Origin of the sequence: Psychrobacter sp. AOP7-B1-24, assembly GCF_052376215.1 — a bacterium.
Taxonomy (GTDB): domain Bacteria; phylum Pseudomonadota; class Gammaproteobacteria; order Pseudomonadales; family Moraxellaceae; genus Psychrobacter.
This window is the reverse complement of record NZ_JBQSVL010000064.1, coordinates 1-19,538: the sequence shown is the minus strand read 5'-3', so window position 1 is coordinate 19,538 and position 19,538 is coordinate 1. Positions and strand designations below refer to the sequence as shown.

General features: G+C 42.1%; 19 protein-coding genes. 13 read left to right on the top strand and 6 right to left on the bottom strand.

Annotation, left to right across the window (positions count from 1 at the left end; genetic code table 11):
• On the bottom strand, positions 1 to 1,030 hold a 1,030-nt coding region (locus ACT3QP_RS11605), incomplete at its 3' end, for a cation:proton antiporter (RefSeq protein WP_444525601.1).
• A 468-nt stretch (positions 1,031 to 1,498) separates the two neighbouring features.
• A complete protein-coding gene (locus ACT3QP_RS11600; RefSeq protein WP_444525600.1) occupies positions 1,499 to 2,971 on the bottom strand; it encodes a YihY/virulence factor BrkB family protein in 1,473 nt (490 codons plus the stop codon).
• Positions 2,972 to 3,246: 275 nt separating this feature from the next.
• Here ACT3QP_RS11600 and wrbA point away from each other — a divergent pair, with 275 nt between their 5' ends.
• Together wrbA and ACT3QP_RS11590 are read left to right on the top strand one after the other, a co-directional pair.
• The gene (wrbA, locus tag ACT3QP_RS11595; RefSeq protein ID WP_192517981.1) at positions 3,247 to 3,864 is read left to right on the top strand and encodes an NAD(P)H:quinone oxidoreductase; all 618 of its coding nucleotides are present in this window, start codon (positions 3,247 to 3,249) and stop codon (positions 3,862 to 3,864) included.
• Positions 3,865 to 3,969: 105 nt separating this feature from the next.
• Positions 3,970 to 4,422, top strand: coding sequence for a hypothetical protein (locus ACT3QP_RS11590; RefSeq protein WP_413038414.1), 453 nt, complete (start codon positions 3,970 to 3,972; stop codon positions 4,420 to 4,422).
• A gap of 326 nt (positions 4,423 to 4,748) precedes the next feature.
• Here ACT3QP_RS11590 and ACT3QP_RS11585 read toward each other — a convergent pair whose 3' ends face one another.
• A complete protein-coding gene (locus tag ACT3QP_RS11585) occupies positions 4,749 to 5,537 on the bottom strand; it encodes a DUF3108 domain-containing protein (protein WP_444525599.1) in 789 nt (262 codons plus the stop codon).
• Between the two features lie 387 nt (positions 5,538 to 5,924).
• Between ACT3QP_RS11585 and ACT3QP_RS11580 the strand changes: the two genes are divergently transcribed.
• The 3 genes from ACT3QP_RS11580 (at position 5,925) to ACT3QP_RS11570 (ending at position 8,865) form a co-directional block, all read left to right on the top strand.
• Entirely contained in the window at positions 5,925 to 6,215 is a 291-nt protein-coding gene (locus tag ACT3QP_RS11580) for a co-chaperone GroES (protein ID WP_444525598.1), read from the top strand.
• A 110-nt stretch (positions 6,216 to 6,325) separates the two neighbouring features.
• On the top strand, positions 6,326 to 7,978 hold the full coding sequence (gene groL, locus ACT3QP_RS11575; RefSeq protein WP_444525597.1) for a chaperonin GroEL: 1,653 nt from the start codon (positions 6,326 to 6,328) through the stop codon (positions 7,976 to 7,978).
• Positions 7,979 to 8,346: 368 nt separating this feature from the next.
• The gene (locus ACT3QP_RS11570; RefSeq protein ID WP_444525596.1) at positions 8,347 to 8,865 is read left to right on the top strand and encodes a hypothetical protein; all 519 of its coding nucleotides are present in this window, start codon (positions 8,347 to 8,349) and stop codon (positions 8,863 to 8,865) included.
• Between the two features lie 137 nt (positions 8,866 to 9,002).
• On the opposite strand, the gene yaaA is transcribed toward ACT3QP_RS11570, so the two are convergent.
• A complete protein-coding gene (gene yaaA / locus ACT3QP_RS11565) occupies positions 9,003 to 9,815 on the bottom strand; it encodes a peroxide stress protein YaaA (protein WP_444525595.1) in 813 nt (270 codons plus the stop codon).
• 508 nt (positions 9,816 to 10,323) lie between these two features.
• Between yaaA and ACT3QP_RS11560 the strand changes: the two genes are divergently transcribed.
• From ACT3QP_RS11560 to ACT3QP_RS11535, 6 genes are all read left to right on the top strand, one after another.
• Positions 10,324 to 11,490 (top strand): NAD(P) transhydrogenase subunit alpha, encoded by a 1,167-nt coding sequence (locus ACT3QP_RS11560; RefSeq protein ID WP_444525594.1) that lies wholly within the window; start codon positions 10,324 to 10,326, stop codon positions 11,488 to 11,490.
• A 130-nt stretch (positions 11,491 to 11,620) separates the two neighbouring features.
• Complete coding sequence (locus ACT3QP_RS11555) at positions 11,621 to 11,968, top strand: proton-translocating transhydrogenase family protein (protein ID WP_444525602.1); 348 nt, start codon at positions 11,621 to 11,623, stop codon at positions 11,966 to 11,968.
• Positions 11,965 to 13,365 carry an NAD(P)(+) transhydrogenase (Re/Si-specific) subunit beta gene (locus tag ACT3QP_RS11550; RefSeq protein ID WP_444525593.1) on the top strand — a complete coding sequence of 467 codons (1,401 nt, stop codon included), beginning with the start codon at positions 11,965 to 11,967 and terminating at the stop codon, positions 13,363 to 13,365. Before ACT3QP_RS11555 ends, ACT3QP_RS11550 begins: the two co-directional genes overlap by 4 nt.
• 135 nt (positions 13,366 to 13,500) lie before the next feature.
• The gene (locus tag ACT3QP_RS11545) at positions 13,501 to 14,037 is read left to right on the top strand and encodes an acyl-CoA thioesterase (protein WP_444525592.1); all 537 of its coding nucleotides are present in this window, start codon (positions 13,501 to 13,503) and stop codon (positions 14,035 to 14,037) included.
• 119 nt (positions 14,038 to 14,156) lie between these two features.
• Positions 14,157 to 14,366: a Fe-S cluster assembly protein IscX gene (gene iscX, locus ACT3QP_RS11540; protein WP_010196865.1), complete on the top strand. Its 210-nt coding sequence runs from the start codon at positions 14,157 to 14,159 to the stop codon at positions 14,364 to 14,366.
• A gap of 84 nt (positions 14,367 to 14,450) precedes the next feature.
• The gene (locus tag ACT3QP_RS11535; RefSeq protein WP_444525591.1) at positions 14,451 to 14,972 is read left to right on the top strand and encodes a GyrI-like domain-containing protein; all 522 of its coding nucleotides are present in this window, start codon (positions 14,451 to 14,453) and stop codon (positions 14,970 to 14,972) included.
• A gap of 89 nt (positions 14,973 to 15,061) precedes the next feature.
• Here ACT3QP_RS11535 and dapE read toward each other — a convergent pair whose 3' ends face one another.
• Positions 15,062 to 16,279, bottom strand: coding sequence for a succinyl-diaminopimelate desuccinylase (dapE, locus tag ACT3QP_RS11530; protein WP_444525590.1), 1,218 nt, complete (start codon positions 16,277 to 16,279; stop codon positions 15,062 to 15,064).
• A gap of 169 nt (positions 16,280 to 16,448) precedes the next feature.
• Positions 16,449 to 17,204 carry a 2OG-Fe(II) oxygenase gene (locus ACT3QP_RS11525; protein WP_444525589.1) on the bottom strand — a complete coding sequence of 252 codons (756 nt, stop codon included), beginning with the start codon at positions 17,202 to 17,204 and terminating at the stop codon, positions 16,449 to 16,451.
• A 140-nt stretch (positions 17,205 to 17,344) separates the two neighbouring features.
• Here ACT3QP_RS11525 and ACT3QP_RS11520 point away from each other — a divergent pair, with 140 nt between their 5' ends.
• Positions 17,345 to 18,220, top strand: coding sequence for a 23S rRNA (adenine(2030)-N(6))-methyltransferase RlmJ (locus ACT3QP_RS11520; RefSeq protein ID WP_444525588.1), 876 nt, complete (start codon positions 17,345 to 17,347; stop codon positions 18,218 to 18,220).
• A 10-nt stretch (positions 18,221 to 18,230) separates the two neighbouring features.
• Positions 18,231 to 19,133, top strand: coding sequence for a CDP-diacylglycerol--serine O-phosphatidyltransferase (gene pssA, locus ACT3QP_RS11515; RefSeq protein WP_444525587.1), 903 nt, complete (start codon positions 18,231 to 18,233; stop codon positions 19,131 to 19,133).
• Positions 19,134 to 19,538: the final 405 nt, after the last annotated feature.

The following is a 19,538-nucleotide window of genomic DNA, read 5'->3' as shown; positions in this document are numbered from 1 at the left end:
TACCCACAACGATAAACCGAGCAAGCAAAGCAATGACAATTGTTAAACCTGCCGCGATAAATAAATTGCCAGAATAGGCAATCATCACCACCTCTAAACCGATTAGCACGAATAAAATAGCGTTCAAAATCTCATCAATCAATTCCCAAAACAAATCAATATAATGACGGGTCTTATCGCTCATAGCGAAGGCACGCCCGCGATTACCAACCATTAACCCCATCATCACCATCGCGAGTGGTCCTGATAGATGCCAATGACTGGCCAGTGCATAACCACCTATCACGCCTGCAAGTGTTAATAATACTTCCTCTTGATAGCTGTCGATACTCTTAAGCATATAATACAAAATCGCCCCGAGCACCAAGCCAAAGACAATACCACCACCTGCTTCCACAGCTAAGGTATGCGCCACGTAATCGACCGTTGGGATGTCACCACTGGATAAAATACCGAGTAATAGCACAAAGATAACCACACCGATACCATCATTAAATAATGACTCACCCGCAATGACCGTTTCTATACTTTTTGGGGCTCCCGCTGATGAGAGAATTCCCATCACAGCAATAGGGTCAGTTGGTGATATGAGCGCACCAAATAATAAGCACCAAAGAAACGGTAAGCCAAAACCAAGCAGCGGCAACATAAAGTATAGTGCAGCGGCAATAAGCATTGCTGAGACAATAGTGCCAACACAGGCAAGAATACCAATCGGCAGTTTATAGCGTTTTAAATCACTAATATTGACATGAAGCGCACCTGCGAATAGCAGCATAGAAAGCATGCCGTCTAATAACACCTCGGTAAAATCGAGTTGCTCTAATAAGCTCACTTCATAATCAATAAGCTGATCAAATCCTAAAAATCCCAAAAATATCGCACCGATAGATAAAACAATAGAGATAACCATCACGCCAATCGTGGTCGGTAGACCGATAAAACGATGATTAACATAAGTGAGTAAAGCCGTGATAGATAAAAATATTGCACTGATTTCCAGTACGGTGAGGTTGCTTGTAGAAGTCATGAAAAGGGTCTCAAGTGAGGATTAAAAGGCTTACGCTTGATGCTTATAAGCACTAAAACGGTTTGATTATTTTATCGCTATTTTATCGCTTTAATACCAGTAATGGGTATCAAATTTATGGGTGAAGATAAGATTGTCTTAATGGTGATAGTCGGGTTTGACGGATGTGGCTATCAAACGCACTAACATGATCAAAATATAGATGCTGAGCATTATTGCGTGCCAATAATTTTTCTACAAGTAAACCAAGTACAGACAGTACAAGTAGTACCCCAAGTAAGGATGACGATGTATAGTCAGTGAACGACTAAACCGATATAGCGTTGGCTATCCTTAAGATGTATGACTTATATAATTTGCAGTCGACAGCTTTGTACCCATTTTATAGCTTTTTGACTATCTTGTTCTATAATGCTTTTACTATAGTGGATGGATAAGGCTTTGACTGCGTTTAGCCTACAGCGTTGTTTAGCTCACAGGATTGTCAGCTTCAGTAATGATATCTCTCTTATGGTCATCGACTGTTATGTCACTGTTTTTGTCATAGGGCATAGGCTCAAAGTGTGGAGTTTTTTCCTTACCTGAATACTCCTTTGCCCATTGATCTGTTGTAGTAGCGGTAGTTTTTCTAAATAAATGGGGGTCATGACCTTTAAAGTTTTCTTTATTGGCAGAGGTTTTTTTGCGTGGTTCAGCATTTGCAAAAATAAGGCTCAACGGCAAGTCTAGTTGCTGTTTAGCATAAGCCTCTGTATGCTCAAAACGATCTATTAGTAAGCTAAACCAAGGTGTTTGATCTTCTAGACTCATCCCTTCAAATTCATCTTTGATGGGTAGGGGGTAGGGTAGCGTGCGATAAAAATCCCACAACGTCATGGTACTCAAGTCTTTTTTGAGAACATAGTCGTTATCTTCGGTCATAATGATGAGATTGCTGCTCTGTAAGTAGTTAATATAGGTATACCATTTGGGCAGCTCTTTGCGTCCCAGTATGCTGCGCAGTGCCCGTTCACTGACAGCTTCTCCTTTTAAATGGTAGGTGTATACTAGATTAAGCATGTCTAGCAAGCTTAGCAACGGGTGGCGTGGACAAATTTCTTCGGTCTCAAAAATAGTCAGGGTATAACTAATTTCAACACCCAATAAAATCAAATTCCATGATAGATAAATCCAAAGTAAGAATATCGGCAGTGCCGCAAACGCTCCGTAAATGGCTTCATAACTGGTAAAGTTTGCCATAACAGTACCAAATAGGTATTTCATCAATTCAAAAATGATGGCTACCAATACACCTGCTATTGCCGCGCTTTTCGCTGGTACGCGTGCTTTCGGAATGAACCAGTACATACCGATGAACCCTGCAACGGTGATACCGATGGTGACACCTCGAACCCAAATGGACCAGTCAATACCGTAGCCTGCAACCTGTTGATTCAAGAAACTCATGCTCTGAACCGCACTTGAGGCAATAAAAGCGGTACCTAATACTAACGGCCCTAGTGTCACCATCGTCCAGTAGCGCAGCATGCTTTTTAAACCACCAGAGCGGTTTTCTACTCGCCAAATCTGGTTGAAAGCACGTTCAATAGTCGTCAACGTCATGATTGTCGTAAAAAACAACACCATCGCACCAATGACCGTTAAGTTAGAGGATTTTTCAGCAAAATTGTTGATGTATTCGCTAACCTGCATGCTAGATTGTGGTAGCAAGTTGCTATAAATCACGTTATATATCTGTGCTCTGACGGAAGCAAGTGCGGGTACAGAAGACAAAATCATCAACAGTACCGTCAACATCGGCACTATTGATAGCATGGTGGTATAGGTTAGAGAGGCGGCTTTTTGTTGGCAGTTATCCTCAAAGAAATGCCCAAATAAAAAACGCAAAAACTGAAACCACCGTTGTTGTAAAAACGGGATTTTTTTTGTTAAGTTTTCCATATTTATCGTCTAACAGGTATTGTAGTGACAATAGTGTAACAAAGATTTATGGTTACCACTGATATAGAGTGTTACCCGCTACAATGTAATGTGAGGTTGTTTGCATGTGAGTGAATGACTCGGGCATAATGTGCACCTATATTGATAGTGGCATTAATGTGGATGCTTTTGTGATGAGTGGTTTGCTATGAATGATTCTCTATAAATGGCTCTACCACAAAAAACGCTATTACTATCAATCATAACGTTAATGATTTTCTGAGGAAGTGTTGCTAATGAGTCAGACTGCCCCTTACGTGTTGGTACTTTATTATTCTAGCTACGGTACGACTAAGACATTGGCATATGCTATCGCCCAAGGTATTGAGGATGCTGGTATGACGGCACGTATTCGTACTGTGCCAACTGTCGCGCCCGAGACGACATCTAGCAAGCCTGCCATACCTGATGACGGTGACCTTTATTGCACCATGGATGACCTAAAAAACTGTAGCGGTCTGGCGCTTGGTAGCCCAACGCACTTTGGTAATATGGCAGCACCCATGAAATACTTTTGGGACAACACTGTGACCATTTGGCTAGCAGGAGATTTACAAAACAAGCCAGCTTCAGTATTTACGGCGACCGGTTCGATGCATGGCGGTCAAGAAACGACATTGCTCACGATGATGTTGCCATTGATGCATCATGGCATGATTATCGTTGGCTTGCCTTATGCAGAGCCAGCGCTAAACCGTACCCATCGTGGTGGGTCGCCTTATGGAGCCAGTCACGTCAGTGGTGCGGCACACGATCAACCTGTATCTGCCGATGAGAGTGAGCTGGCAATTGCTCAAGGCCATCGTCTGGCAGTGAGTGCCAAAGCATTGGCTCAAGCTAACTGGCGTCGCTAGGCGATTTTTATAGCAGGCAGCACATAGAGCACTGACTATATAACGCTATTAATTAGGAAAAACATATATCTAATGGCTACAAACCGCTCCGACAGTGAGACAAATATGACTGCTCCAGCAAAAAAAACTGCTAAGCCTGTCAAAGTAAAAAAACCGATTGCACCTATCCGTCAGCGCTTGATGGTGACGTGGCTGATTTGGCTCGCCTATCGATTGCTGGGGCTGCCTATACTTATTAATGTATTCAACCCGAGTAGCCCTGATATCGTGGGTGGTGTCGCATGGCAAGCGCTGTGGCTAGTCCCTGCACTCATTTTGACGCCATCGATATTACGTGGACGCTCACCTTATGCGTTATTAATTAGCAGTATGTTTATACTTGTCTATCTAGGTGGGAGTGGAGTGGTATTGTTTGCTAGAGCTTACGGTAGTAGCTGGGCAGAGATAGCCGTCTATATCATTGATTTTGTGCTATTGCTGTCTATCAATTTTTGGCTGTTTATTTTACTTAAACGACTGCCTTCGATGAACAATGTGGTCAAAAAACCTCGTCAGTGAGTCAGTTTTCCTAATATAGTCAATCCTAAATAAAAGAGGTACAACTACGCGATATGGGTTGCATTTTTCTTGCTTGCTGTGCCTACGCAGACAGAGGCAGCGCAAAATGTAACCCATATCGCTGTATTTATTTTATAGTGGGTTGACTATATTCAATAAGTAGTGCTCAACAAGTAACGCTTACCAAGTGAAGTTTATTAGTTGTCAGTATAAAGTAAAAATACCAGTACCCATCGTATAAAGCTAAAAAAGCGGCGCTCTATATCGGAGCGCCGTTTTTTTATGATCTTTCTTTGGGTTCCACGAATGGACTAGTAACAACTAGCTTAGTTAAGCTTGGTTAATTCTAAATCCATTTTCTTGCCATCATTTACCTGACTTACTTTTACTGGTAAGTAGTCTAAGCTTGGTGCTAACCAAAAGCTGGTAGAGCGGCTATTGTCATCGTGGACACGGTCGACACGAACTGTATCAAAAGTACCAGCGGGTACGGTGATTTTGCTGCTGCCAGATTTTTTGAATGGGGTCTTTTCTATTTTGTCTTTTTTCGCCATGTAGTAATTACCAGAGAATTTACCGTTCAATAAATCTTGGCGAATCTGTACTTCAAGGCTCAAGTCATCAAAGGCTTGTTGCGACATGTTCAAAGTCGTTGATTTGCCTTTATAGTTACTCACAACCTTTTTAGTGCTCGAGTTAAAGTCTAGCTTATGCGTGCGACCAATGCCTAATAGCTTATAAGTAGTACTGGCTTTGCTTGGACTGACGTTGTTACCGTTAATGGTAAAGGTGCTGTTTTGTGAGGCACTTGCCACACCAGCGACGCGAGCACTGACATTGTATTTCCATGTGCTGCCTGATTTGCTTAGCGTACGAGTCGCCGTACCTTTGTATTTGTCTTCTACGGTAAAGCTATAATTGGCACTTGAAGGCTGGATGGTTTTTGCGCTAGCAATAGTGGGAGCCGCCATGCTGGCAGCGCTAATAGCAGCAATACTAGCACCTGAGGTTAACGCTGTTAACAGTTTAGACTTGCCGTTTTTTTTAGACTTACTGTTTTTGGAATTGTCAGATTTGTCTATTCGTGAGTTTTTATTCGTTAGTGAAAAACGCATAAAGGTTCCTTAGGTTAAATATTAGATCAAGTATCGTTGATATATCAATTTCTATTTATCATATTAAGATTTTTATAAACACTATAATGGTCATACCTTGTTACGTTTTCAAGAGTAGTTGCTGCCAGTGGTGTGTTGCTCTTGTATCTAATGTTGCTATCAAAACGCGTTGAGTTCATGCCGCCATACTCAAATGTCTTAGAAAATACTTATAAATTTTTAGGATTTACACTTGAAGCGAATACATCTTGCCCCCATTTTTTGATACAAGCTCAACGCTTATCTGTAATACGCTGCTTTTAGCGGCACTTGTTACAGATATCGGTATTGAGACCATTAATTCAAATAAACCCTTAATTTTAATAACCAACTTTTGGAGTCATATCGATGAACATTCGTCCTTTACATGACCGTATTGTCGTCCGCCGTATAGAAGAAGAGACAAAAACTGCTGGTGGTATCTTACTTCCTGGGTCTGCACAAGAAAAACCATCACAAGGTGAAGTGCTAGCAGTGGGTAACGGTCAGGTTCGTGACAACGGTGAAATTCGTGCGTTAGATGTAAAAGCTGGCGACAAAGTTTTGTTCGGTCAATATGCTGGTCAAACGGTAAAAGTTGACGGCGACGAGCTACTTATTATGAAAGAATCTGATGTATTGGGTGTGCTAGAAGGCTAGGTGCTTAAAAGGGTGCCTATAAGGCTATTTTAGCTAAGCACATTTATAACCATATTCTTGAATCATTTAATTGTATTCTTATACTTATTATAATAGTGGAGTAATTTAACATGGCAAAAGACGTAAAATTTGGCATTGACGCCCGTAAACAAATGATGGACGGCGTAAACGTTCTAGCGAACGCTGTAAAAGTAACGCTAGGCCCTAAAGGTCGTAACGTGGTTATCGACAAGTCATTCGGCGCGCCAACGATCACGAAAGATGGTGTATCAGTTGCTAAAGAAATCGAACTTGAAAACAAATTCGAAAACATGGGAGCACAATTGGTTCGTGAAGTGGCTAGCCGCACAAATGATGTCGCTGGTGATGGTACAACGACTGCGACGGTATTGGCTCAGTCAATCTTGCAAGAAGGCATGAAATCAGTTGCTGCTGGCATGAACCCAATGGATCTGAAGCGTGGTATCGATAAAGCGGTACGTGCAGCGGTTCAAGAAATTCATAACCTATCTACACCAGCTGATGACTCAAAAGCAATTGCCCAAGTGGGTTCTATCTCGGCTAACTCAGACACCAAAATTGGTGAGCTCATTGCTCAAGCGATGGAAAAAGTTGGTAAGCAAGGCGTGATCACTGTTGAAGAAGGTTCAAGCTTTGAAGATACCTTAGAAGTTGTAGAAGGTATGCAGTTTGACCGTGGTTACATCAGCCCATACTTCGCAAACAAGCAAGACAGCTTGACGGCTGAGTTTGAAAACCCGTACATCTTGCTAGTGGATAAAAAAATCAGCAACATCCGTGAGATCGTACCATTACTTGAGCAAGTAATGCAGCAGAGCAAACCGTTGCTAATCATCGCTGAAGATGTAGAAAACGAAGCATTGGCGACGCTAGTTGTCAACAACATGCGTGGTGGCTTAAAAACTTGTGCGGTAAAAGCACCAGGTTTCGGCGATCGTCGTAAAGCAATGCTAGAAGATATTGCGACACTAACTGGCGGTACGGTCATCTCTGAAGAGATTGGCCTAAGCTTAGAGACTGCTACTCTAGAGCAGCTTGGTACCGCTAAGAAAGTCACAGTCGGCAAAGAAAACACTGTAATCGTTGATGGCGCTGGTAACACTGCTGACATCGAAAATCGTGTTGAATCTATCAAACGTCAAGTTGAAGAATCAACGTCTGATTACGATAAAGAGAAGCTTCAAGAGCGTATGGCTAAATTGGCTGGCGGCGTTGCCGTTATCAAGGTTGGCGCAGCGACTGAAACTGAAATGAAAGAGAAGAAAGACCGTGTTGATGATGCACTACATGCAACTCGTGCAGCGGTAGAAGAAGGCGTTGTGCCTGGCGGCGGTGTTGCTCTAGTTCGTGCCATGACTTCTTTGTCTGAATTGATAGGCGACAACGACGACCAAAACGCAGGTATCAATATTCTACGCCGCGCGATGGAAGCACCGTTACGTCAAATCGTGACTAACTCAGGCGAAGAAGCGTCAGTAGTGGTTAACGAAGTGAGAAATGGTAGCGGTAACTATGGTTACAATGCTGCTTCTGGTGAATATGGCGATATGCTAGAAATGGGTATCCTAGATCCTGCTAAAGTATCTCGTTCAGCACTAGAAAACGCTGCATCTGTCGCAGGCCTAATGCTAACCACCGAAGTGATGATCACTGATTTGCCACAGAGTGATGACGGTATGGCTGCTATGGGCGGCGCTGCTGGTGGAATGGGCGGTATGGGTGGAATGGGCGGCATGATGTAATTTTACTTCTGCTACAAAGCGATTTTTCTTTGTCAGACGCGCTCAATGTACAATAGGTACTATTTTCGCTCGTCTTCCTCGACAAATCGCTTTTCGCTAAAAGTATTACCAATGTCATAAAGTCTGTTTAATCATTGAAGTCCTGTTATCGCAAGATAGCAGGGCTTTTTTATATCTAGCCCAATAGGATAGTGGGCGTTATATAGAAAAACTCCAATAGGCTGAGCTTATCGGGGTTTTTTAAAATTAAGAGATAGATGTTTATTATTAGTTTGAAAATGCTAAAATTAATAGTCATAATATAGAAACAAAATATTAGTCAAAATTATACATAAAGTAGTACTCTTATTCAATTTTTTGGAAAATTAATGAAAAAATCATTATTCATAGCTTTTGTTTCACTTAGTACCCTGTTTGTTCCATACAGTTCTAGTATTGCTCAAAGTAATAAGGTGAACGACCTCTCAAGTATTGATCAGATGTATAGCTCTAAGTTAGTAGGTACTTGGAATTGTGAATTCCGGGATATATCTGAAGATGGTACGATTATTATAGAAGGAGAGAGTTCTTATTTTTCCAATGGTCGAAGTAATGACTTTGGTACGATATCAATAGAGTACTCCAAAGAAAATATAACACTTGAATACTATTATTCTGGAACAGGTACTTGGGAGATAAAAAATAAAAAACTGTTTGAAATAACGGAAGATATGAAAATTAAGAATATTAGCCATCCATATATGGATGAATCGTTTAATCTGACTGATATTTTCCCCCAAAATATGACTGATTCTTCTACAATTATATCTCTATCAAAATCAAGTGTAGTTTTGAAAGACGATACTGATGGTGAAGTATATACTTGCTCTAAAAAAATAATTAATTAAAGAGCTCGATTTATAATCTCAAGTTACCTACATAAACTAGCTCCTAGCTAAATTTGCTATGTCTTCGTCAAAATAAAACCCCGATAGGCTGAGCCTATCGGGGTTTTATTTTGAGGTCTGAAAAATTTTATACTGATCTACTGATCCACTGAATCCCGTCTAAACGTCCACGTTTTATCATCAGAAGCGGCTGCGCAATAATAATATCCTGCCAAATCAAACTGCTTTAGTTGTTCAGCATTGCTCAGTTTGTTATCGGCGGCATACTTGACCATTAGGCCACGTGCTTTTTTGGCATAAAAGCTGATCACTTTATATTGACCATTTTTCTCATCTTCAAATCTTGGCGTGATGATTTCTGCCTTCAGTGCTTTCTTTTTTATCGCTTTAAAGTATTCGTTTGACGCTAGATTAATCAATGTTTTATCGTCGCTATCAGCCATTCGTGCATTGATAACGCCAGTCACTTCCTCGCCCCAGAACTCATATAAATTAGCACCGCGCTCATTTGCTAGCTTGGTACCCATCTCTAGGCGATACGGCTGAATCAAATCCAGCGGTTTAAGCACACCATATAGCCCTGACAAAATCCCCAGATGCTCATTCACATAGATAGCTGTGTCTTTATCCATGTGATACATATCGAGTCCAGTATAGACGTCGCCATCGAACAGGTAACCTGCAGGTTTGGCTACATTAGCAGTTGCGTCAACGGTGAATGGCTGATCCTTACTCCAGTGCCATTGCTGATTACGTTCAGCATTGAGCTGTGCTAAATCATCAGAAATACTCATCAATTCTTGCAAGTCAATTGGCTCTTTTGATTTTAGTATTTTCATCAACGCTTGTGAGTGTTCAATGAGCTCAGGCTGGCTATAGTAGTTACCCATACTGATAGGTATAGCATCTGTTTCGTTCAAAGATTTGGCAGGTGAAAGCAAAAAGTACATGGTTACTCCTTATTATAGTGAGTCAATAATCCAGATTAGCAATGGAGGTATCAAAGTGTTTATTGTTTCTATTATACGGTAGTTAGAGGGGAGAATTGACTGACTCATCACTGTTTTAGGTTTTTTATATCACGCTTAGAATATGCATAAATTTAAAGAGTTAAGAAGAGTATCGATAGGCTAGATGGTACAAAATATTGTGTATTTCTGAAAAATAAAAATTCTCAATATAACAATAAAGATTGAGAGATGACACAAATCACTGAATTTTTCTTTTACTTGTGCGTCATCATTAGACGATGAAACTTGACGAACGATATCTCTATAATAAAAAGGCATGATGAAAAACTATATATCATTTATTAAATTGATAGTTCTTTGGTCGCTCTAATGGATTAATCACGACTAGAGGTTTATGTCCCCTGTGCTTTTTAGGTGCTGAGGGTATTAATATTAACGGTAGTTGTGGGACGTAAATAAAGTCATTTGACATAAGTAAGGAGACGGTATGAAAATCGGTGTAATCAGTGCAGATATCACGAGCGAGAGACGTGTAGCCATAACCCCAGACGCAGTCAAGAAATTGCGTAAACTTGGATTTGACGTTGTCATTCAGTCAGGTGCAGGTCAAGCAGCCTATTATGCTGATGCGTTGTATCAGGCTGCGGGTGCCGACATTGCCAGTAGTCGCACTGAGGTAATCACACAAGCTAAGATCATTACTACCGTCAATGATCTACCAGCTGAAGCCATTGAGAGTTTGTCGTCTGGTCAGATTGTCATTGGTATGCTCGACCCGTATCGCAACACTCAACTTGATATTTATGCGTCTAAAGGCGTGACAGCGTTTGCGATGGAGTTATTACCCCGCACCTTGTCACGCGCACAGAATATGGATGTCTTATCCTCTCAGGCTAACCTTGCAGGTTACAAAGCCGTTCTGCTCGCCGCCAATGAGTATTCGCGTCCTTTCCCGATGTTTATGACCTCAGCAGGTACAGTGAAGCCAGCCAAAGTCGTTATTTTAGGTGTGGGTGTTGCAGGTCTACAAGCGATTGCGACAGCAAAGCGTTTGGGTGCAGTGGTAGAAGCCAGCGATCTACGTCCGACCGCTCGCGAGCAAGTAGAATCACTCGGTGGTAAATGGCTCGATGTGCCAATGAGTGCAGAAGAGGCTGAGACTGCCAAGTCTACCGGTGGTTATGCGTGGACGCCATCCGAGCAATATGTCAAAGATCAAGCGGCTGTCGTGGACAAAGCATTGAGCAACGCTGACATCGTTATTACCACGGCGCAGATTCCTGGTCGTAACGCCCCGCGTCTGGTACATGGCGCAACGCTTGCCAAAATGAAGGCAGGTTCCGTACTGATCGATATGGCGGCCGGTACTGGTGGTAACGTCGAAGGCAGCGTGCCTAACGAAACCATTACCACAGACAACGGTGTACGTATCGTTGGGGCTGCTAATATCCCCTCGATGCTCGCAGCCCAGTCTTCAGATTTGTATGCCAATAACTTAGTTAACTTTATCACCACGCTCATCACACCTGACACGACAGACGATAAAAGTAGTGATTCAGCAAGTGCATTGACGCTTACGCTAAACATGAAAGACGAGATTCAAGGAGCTCTGGCAGTGACACATGATAGTCAAGTACGCCTCGCTAAAGGCTAGGGCTTGACGGGCTAGTTTTTATAGCTCATCCCCATACATTTTGTCACCACACATTTGCCAGTAATGAATAAATTTTTAGGAGGATTAGATGATTGCCACTATTTTAGCGGCAGCGCCAGCCGGTGCGGCCATGAGTAGCACACCATTTGTAGCGATTTTCACTGTATTTGTGCTCGCTATTTTTGTCGGATACTACGTCGTTTGGGGCGTTACGCCTGCATTGCACACGCCATTGATGGCCGTCACCAATGCCTTATCAAGTATCGTCATCGTGGGTGCGATGCTACAAACGGTCACGATTGATGGCTCGATGTTTACGCCGACCAGTCTGCTTGGTGCCTTTGCGGTATTTCTCGCCAGTATCAATATTTTCGGTGGTTTTGCCGTGACGGAACGTATGCTTGCGATGTTTAAACCGAAAGTAAAAAAAGCACCCGCTGTTGAAGCCAATGCAACTGAAAATGGAGGTGATGCATGAATGATTTTTCAGCAACGATTGCGGCAAATGCAGATTGGTTCTACCTAGTCGGCGCTATCCTCTTTGTTTTAACTCTACGTGGTTTATCTAGCCCTAAGACGGCTATTCGTGGTAACCGTTTTGGTATGGCAGCGATGGCGATAGCCGTTGTGACCACATTTTTCTTAGCAGAAGGCCCTGTGCTGTGGTTAATTATCGGTGCGATGGTGTTAGGTGCCCTCGTTGGTATGTGGAAAGCGAAAACAGTCGCGATGACCCAAATGCCAGAAACAGTTGCTTTGATGCATTCGTTTGTCGGCTTAGCCGCGGTGGCGATCGCACTTGCGACGGTATTGCACACTGAACAACAGCATGGTGCCGTTGCCCGTGTAGAGCTATTTATCGGTTGCTTCATCGGTGCGATTACTTTTTCAGCCTCAGTCTTTGCCTTTGGTAAATTGGCAGCAAAAAGCTGGGCGAAAACATTGGTCGGCGGCTGGGTAAAACCTGTCCAAGCGCTATTATTCATTGCGATGATTGGTTTTGGTGGCGTCTATTTCGTTACTGATTCACTACCAGCATTTTATGCGATGGCAGTGATTGCGGTTATCTTTGGTTGGATGTGGATTGCACCAATCGGTGGCGGTGATATGCCAGTAGTTGTGTCACTATTGAACTCATTCTCAGGTTGGGCGGCAGCGGGCATTGGTTTCACCCTTGGCAACTCGATGCTGATTATCGCCGGTTCGCTGGTCGGTTCATCAGGTGCGATTTTGTCTTACATCATGTGTAAAGCCATGAACCGCTCATTACTTAATGTATTATTTGGTGGTATGGGGACATCAGCGGTCGCGGCAGGTGGCGATGATGGGGCACCGAAGAACTACAAGGCTGGTTCCGCAGAAGATGCAGGCTTTCTTATGGCCAATGCTAGCAGCGTGGTCATCGTACCAGGTTATGGTATGGCACAGGGCCGCGCACAGAATGCGGTCAAAGAGTTGTATGAGCTGCTAAAAGAAGAAGGTGTTAACGTTCGTTTTGCGATCCACCCGGTTGCTGGTCGTATGCCAGGTCACATGAATGTGTTATTGGCTGAAGCAGACGTTCCTTATGATGATATTTTAGAGATGGATGAAATTAACTCCGACTTTGCCAGTACTGATGTGGTTTTGGTTATCGGAGCAAATGACGTTGTTAACCCTTCTGCGAAAGATGATCCGACTTCACCAATCTTTGGCATGCCGATCTTAGAGGTCAGCAAAGCGCAAACGGTTATGGTCATCAAGCGTTCAATGAGTACTGGTTATGCAGGTCTGGATAACAGCTTGTTCTACATGGACAAAACGATGATGATCTTTGGTGATGCGAAGAAAATGGTAGAAGAGATGGTACGTACTATCAATGGTGGCGGTCATTAGTCTCTAAGGTATGTTTTGAACGATCACTATTTACAGGTAAATTTTTAGATAAAGAAAGTCACTGAGGTGGCTTTTTTGCGTTAAAGTATGAGTATTCATATTTTATCATGTGTATAAAAAATAAGAGGGCTGCTTATGAATATGTTAATACGTTTTTTTATTATGGTCAGTTTGCTAAAACAACAACTCAAGCAGCAGTCAACGAGTGAGTGCATTAGTATAGAAACCTTGATCGAACCGACTGTCCGTCATTATCGAGTATTACCACATGATATGGGGTTTCGTGATCATCTGCCTAACTATCGTTATTTGTCATTTATTGAATTAAACATCACACGCTGGGTCATGGCGCGCTGTCATCAAAAAGGCATTAAAAAATTGAATTGGGTCATGTCCATGCAAGAAATGGTGTATCTAAAACCAATCAAGTTTTTGGATAAAGTGACGCTTAGCAGCCAGGTTGCAGGGTGGGATGAGAAGTACGTGTATTTTGAGCATCGTTTTTTTGTAAAAAACCAGCTGATGAGTATGGGCATGACCAAGTTTGTTTTTGCAGATAAAAAAGGCAAGTGTACGCCAGAAGTATTGGATATGGCAGGTGAGCGTTTGACCGATACGATTACCACATGGAATACACACCAATCTGCTTTAAAGTCTGCCAAGTCGGTGTAGATAGCATTTCACTGGCATATAAATAACTTCTCTATAATCAGCCAATGAATTTTGGTAAAATAGCGCCTATCAAATTGTCAAAACCATTTTATTGAAACTGTTGAAGGTAAGGAGCTGCTATGATCCCGCAAAAATTAAAATGGACGGATAGCTTAGATATCGCTATTGAGTTGTACGAAAAATTTCCAGAGACAGATCCGCAGTACATTCGTTTTACGGACTTGCATCGTTGGGTCACTGAGCTAGAAGGCTTCGATGATGATCCACAAAAATCAAATGAAGGTATCTTAGAAGCCATTCAAATGAACTGGATTGATGAAGCGGATTAAATTCATTTAATCATTTTATGAAATCTAGAACTTTATTCTAATAACTATAAGTTTAAAATCACAAATTAAAATACAGGCGCTATTATGAGTTCAGATATTCAACAACTAGCAGAAGCAATAAACTGCAAAGGTATTAGCATTCGTACCACTAATAATGCTGAAATCAGCCATGAAACGGCTAAGTTAGGCAGGTTATGGCAAAAATTTCATCAGAATCATGTTAGTCATTTGGCGCAAGGTGCCGATATTTATGGTATCTATCATAATTACGAAAGCGATGATTTAGTTGGTGCGTTCGATGTAGTCGCTAGTTGGAAAGTGGAAGACGATCAGCCAAAAGGCGAGAATGTTTTGAGTGCGGAAAGTGTCCTTAGCGCTGCTCATGCTAGTGATGTCATAACGGTAACTATTCCTGCTGGCAAGTATTTGGTATTCTCGGAAGAAGGGCACATGCCGAATACGGTCATGAATGCTTGGGAGAAGGCTTGGGAATATTTCCATGATCGTGATTGCGAGCATACTCGAACTTTCGGTGTTGATTTCGAGCGTTATGTCGAGGGTAATTTAGAGTATGGTCAAGTTGAGCTTTATATTAGTATTGAGTAAAATTAGTATTTATTAAGTTTGTCAAAGTAATAAAAAAGCGCCAAATCTGAATTAGATTTGGCGCTTTTTTAATGCTGATAAGAAGATAGTTAATCTAGCAGTAAATTCTCTAAAATCCCTTCATAAATCTGCGCTAGCTTACCCAAATCATCGACTTCTACTTTTTCATCAACTTGATGAATGGTTGCATTACGCACACCTAGTTCAACGACTTGCGCGCCTGTTGGTGCGATAAAGCGTCCATCTGATGTACCACCAGAAGTTGATAGCGTCGTATCAGTATCGGTTACTTGTTTAATCGCCTTTTGACAGGCCGAAACCAGCTTGCCTTCAGGAGTCAAAAATGGCTGACCAGATAACTTCCAATCGATATCATAACTAGCCTTACTATTCTCGAAATGCTTATCAAAGATAGCATGCGTTTTTGCTTTTAATTCTTCTTCAGTAGTTTCTGTCGAAAAACGAAAGTTAAAGACAACGTTTAAGGTCTCAGGAATGACGTTGGTTGCACCTGTGCCGCCATTGATATTAGAGATTTGCAGCGACGTCGCAGGGAAATAATCGTTACCATTATCCCATGCAGTAGAGGTCAGTTCAGCCAGTGCTGACATCGCTGCATGAATCGGGTTAGATGCTAGATGCGGGTAGGCCACATGACCTTGTTTGCCCGTAACGGTAAGCTCAGCACCCAATGAGCCACGGCGACCGTTTTTGATGATATCGCCTAGTGTCTCAGTGCTTGATGGTTCACCAACCAAGCAATAAGTGATTTTTTCTTGACGCGCTTCTAAGGTTTCGATCACTTTAACCGTACCATTGATAGAAGGACCTTCTTCATCAGAAGTGATTAAAAAGGCAATAGAGCCTTTGTGCTCAGGGTGATTGGCCACGAAACGTTCAGATGCGATGGTAAAAGCGGCAATACCTGTTTTCATATCAGCGGCACCGCGCGCCCATAAGTAGCCGTCGGCGATGGTTGGCGTAAATGGCGGATATGTCCAATTACTCTCATCGCCAGTTGGTACAACATCAGTATGACCGGCAAAGCAAATCACGGGATCAGTGGTGCCACGGCGTGCCCACAAGTTTTTGACTTCAGCGTGTTCGCCTTTTGCTTGTCTATCGCCATAATACATAAATTCACAGTCAAAGCCCGCTCGTTCTAAGCGCTCTGATAGTATATCTTGGCAACCATCATCATTTGGTGTGACTGAAGGGCGTTCAAGCAGTTCGATGCTTAAGTCTAAGGTTTCTTGTTGATGCGTTAGTTGTAGAGAACGAGATGTTTGGTGATTGATGTCAGACATAAATGAACCTTTTGGTTATCAAGTTAATTTTTAATACTTTTTTCGATAGACAAGTAGGGGCTGTTAAATATTCAAATATTAGGACTGCTGGTCGCTAAGATAGCGCCACCACATTTGAAGGTTCAACAGGCCCTAGAATATTTTGCTTATAAATAAGCTAGGTAATGATCTACGGATGTTCTTCAACAAAGGGCACTAAGCTATCGCGGCGCATCCAAGTCGCAATAGAATAGCGTTGCCTATGAGCGATCTGCACCTGATGTCGTAAGTCACTATCAAATATGATTAATCTATTGGCAACAGGCATTACGTTATGATGAACGCCATGTTTATCGACGACTTCTAATGCGCCACCATCATCAGATGACCATTCATCATTGAGATAAAACACGGCTGAAATAACGCGTTCGTCACGCCCAGTAGGGTTGTCACTGTGCCACTGATAGCCAAACCCCACCGGATAGCAGGCATAATGCGCTTCACTATGACGAATGCCAGCGAACAAGCTACGATTGAATAAGGTCGCAAGAACATTGATACTTTGCAGGTAAAAATTGCCTGCAAAGAAGTTTTCGGTAATCCAGCGGATTCTATCACCGCGAATATCGCTGATACGCACACCCGCCGTCAGCTCAGCATCACGATATTCAATAAACCCACTTTCTGCTTGTAAGGCTAATAATGCGGTACGATTAAACACATCATCAATAATGAGCCAACCATCATCGACAAACTTGTCGAGCTGTTCATCCGTCATTTTATCTTCCCAACGAACAGCAAAGTCAGATATTTGCAGGGTGTGCTGAGTGGATGCTTTATCTCTTGTTTCATGAGCACAGGGCGCAAGCAAAGGTGGATTGTCAGTACCTATTGGATGCTTGACCATCAGCCCTGTCACATTAAGGTTACTAATAATTTTAGTCATTTCGTCTCATTATTGTCGATTAGCGATTAATCAACCAGCAATCAAAACTTTTTATTGAAAGTACTTACCAAAACCACATTATATTTTATTCTGCCTATGCTACCATAGATGCAATTTTTCTTATTTAAACTTTTGAGATTATGAACTATAAACACGCCTACCACGCTGGTAACTTTGCTGATGTGGTCAAACACATTTTATTGGTGCAATTACTCAATCAATTAGGGCAAAAAAACAAACCCTTTTATGTGCTTGACGCTTATGGCGGCCGTGGACTGTATTCACTAAGCAGTGAAGAGTCGCGAAAAACAGGTGAGGCAAAAGGTGGTATTCAAGCCTTATTAAATGCTGATACTACAAAAGCACCTGCTGCTGTCAAACAGTATATGGAAGGTATCAAACAAGCTCGATTTACTTACGACAATAAAGTCTATCCTGGCTCTCCTTGGTGGATTGCTCATCATGTTGAACAAAATCCAGATGCAGGCGTTCGTGGCGAAGCCTTTGAGGCCAAAGCTAGCGAATATGATGCGCTGAATTATCAGCTGTATAAGCTGCCAATTGGTATTCATCATCGTGATGCTTTTGAAGGTATTACTGCGGTTATTCCACCGAAAGAAAAACGCGGTCTGATTTTTCTGGATCCACCATATGAGCAAGAGCATAAAGACTTTACCCGACTCATCGACTTGTTGGTTGCTGCTTATAATAAATGGCCACAAGGCACTTATGCGCTTTGGTTCCCTATCAAGAATATCGAAGCCGTTGAGTTGTTTTACAAAAAGCTGAAACGTACTGAAATGCGCCGTCAGTTGGTTTGTGAATTGAATATTTATCCGAATGATGTTGCCGTTGGTCTTAATGGTACAGGTCTACTGGTAATCAATCCGCCTTGGCAGTTTGATAACCATGCACGTGAGATACAGCGTTTCTTACAACCTGCACTAAAAGTAGCGGATGCGCCAGATTTAACACCGGATAGTGCGACCAATGTGCGCTGGCTAGTCGGCGAATAAGGATATTCAGATGACTAACCTGCAATCACCCAAAGATCAATCAAATAACTCGACTTCAAATGAAGGGGTATCACAAGATCGTGCAGCCACTCAGCCGCCTTTTATTGATGAACAAGATCTCAATATCCGCCTAGCGAATAATGACAGTTATGACGGTTTGACGTTTGAGGTGATCGAGGCAGAAGTTGCTGAAGGTCAGCGTATAGTTAGTCGTGGCGTGTATCTAGCGCCCAACCTGATTACTACCTTGTCACTACTGTCAGGATTTTATTCCATTTTGGCCAGTACCCAAGGTGAGTTTTATAAGGCGTCATTAGCTATTTTCTTATCTGCTATTCTTGATGGTGCTGATGGCCGTGTCGCGCGTATGCTCAATGCACAAAGCCCGTTTGGTGAGCAGTATGATTCCTTAGCAGATATGTTAGCCTTTGGCGTGGCACCAGCCATTTTGATTTATAGCTTTGCATTAGAGCCATTAGGACGTATTGGTATCGGCTGCGCATTTGTTTTCACGGCTTGCGGCGCTTTCCGTCTTGCACGATTTAATGTGCAGATTGGTGAGGTCGATAAAAAGTACTTTGTCGGTTTGGCCAGTCCACTTGCTGCCATCTTAGTCACTTCTGCTGTCATGGTTGCTGTTGATCATAATGAATGGATTGGTCAGTACGATACCGCCGTTATGTTCTTGTTTGCCGCTTGGGTGGTGACTTGTGGTTTACTAATGGTGAGTAACGTCAAATACTATAGCTTTAAAGAGTTTGACAAAAAGAAAGTACCTTTTGTGGTGCTTATCATTGGTGTACTGATCATGAGCATCGTGTTATATGATATCCCTGTTGGTATCTTAGCCATTGGTATTATCTATGCCTTGTCAGGAATCGTTACGACGATCCAAACGAAAGTAAAAGGCTGATACTGCTTTTAACAATGCCTACATTAAGGAACTTACCATCAGGTAAGTTCCTTTTTTGTGCGCCTTATATAATATTGCTACAGTACGTTAGCCATTACAAAAAAGCTCAATCTGTAAATATAAAAGACAATATTTAAAGTTTGATAGCGATAACAATAGGTTAGGCAGATAGAGTATCACTGATAACAAATAACTGAGATTATTTATAGAGTTTCCTTGTTTTCTGCCTAAAACTACGTATAATGCCACCCAGTCGAAAGGGAAGGCGTTTAGAATGAGTAATAAAAAGCTTACTCAAAATAAATAAAATAACTTCTTGACTAACAGAATAAAGCGTATATAATACGCACCTCATTAGGGAGAACTGGCAGTTAGGAAGTGTGTAAGCACACGTTCATAACCCAA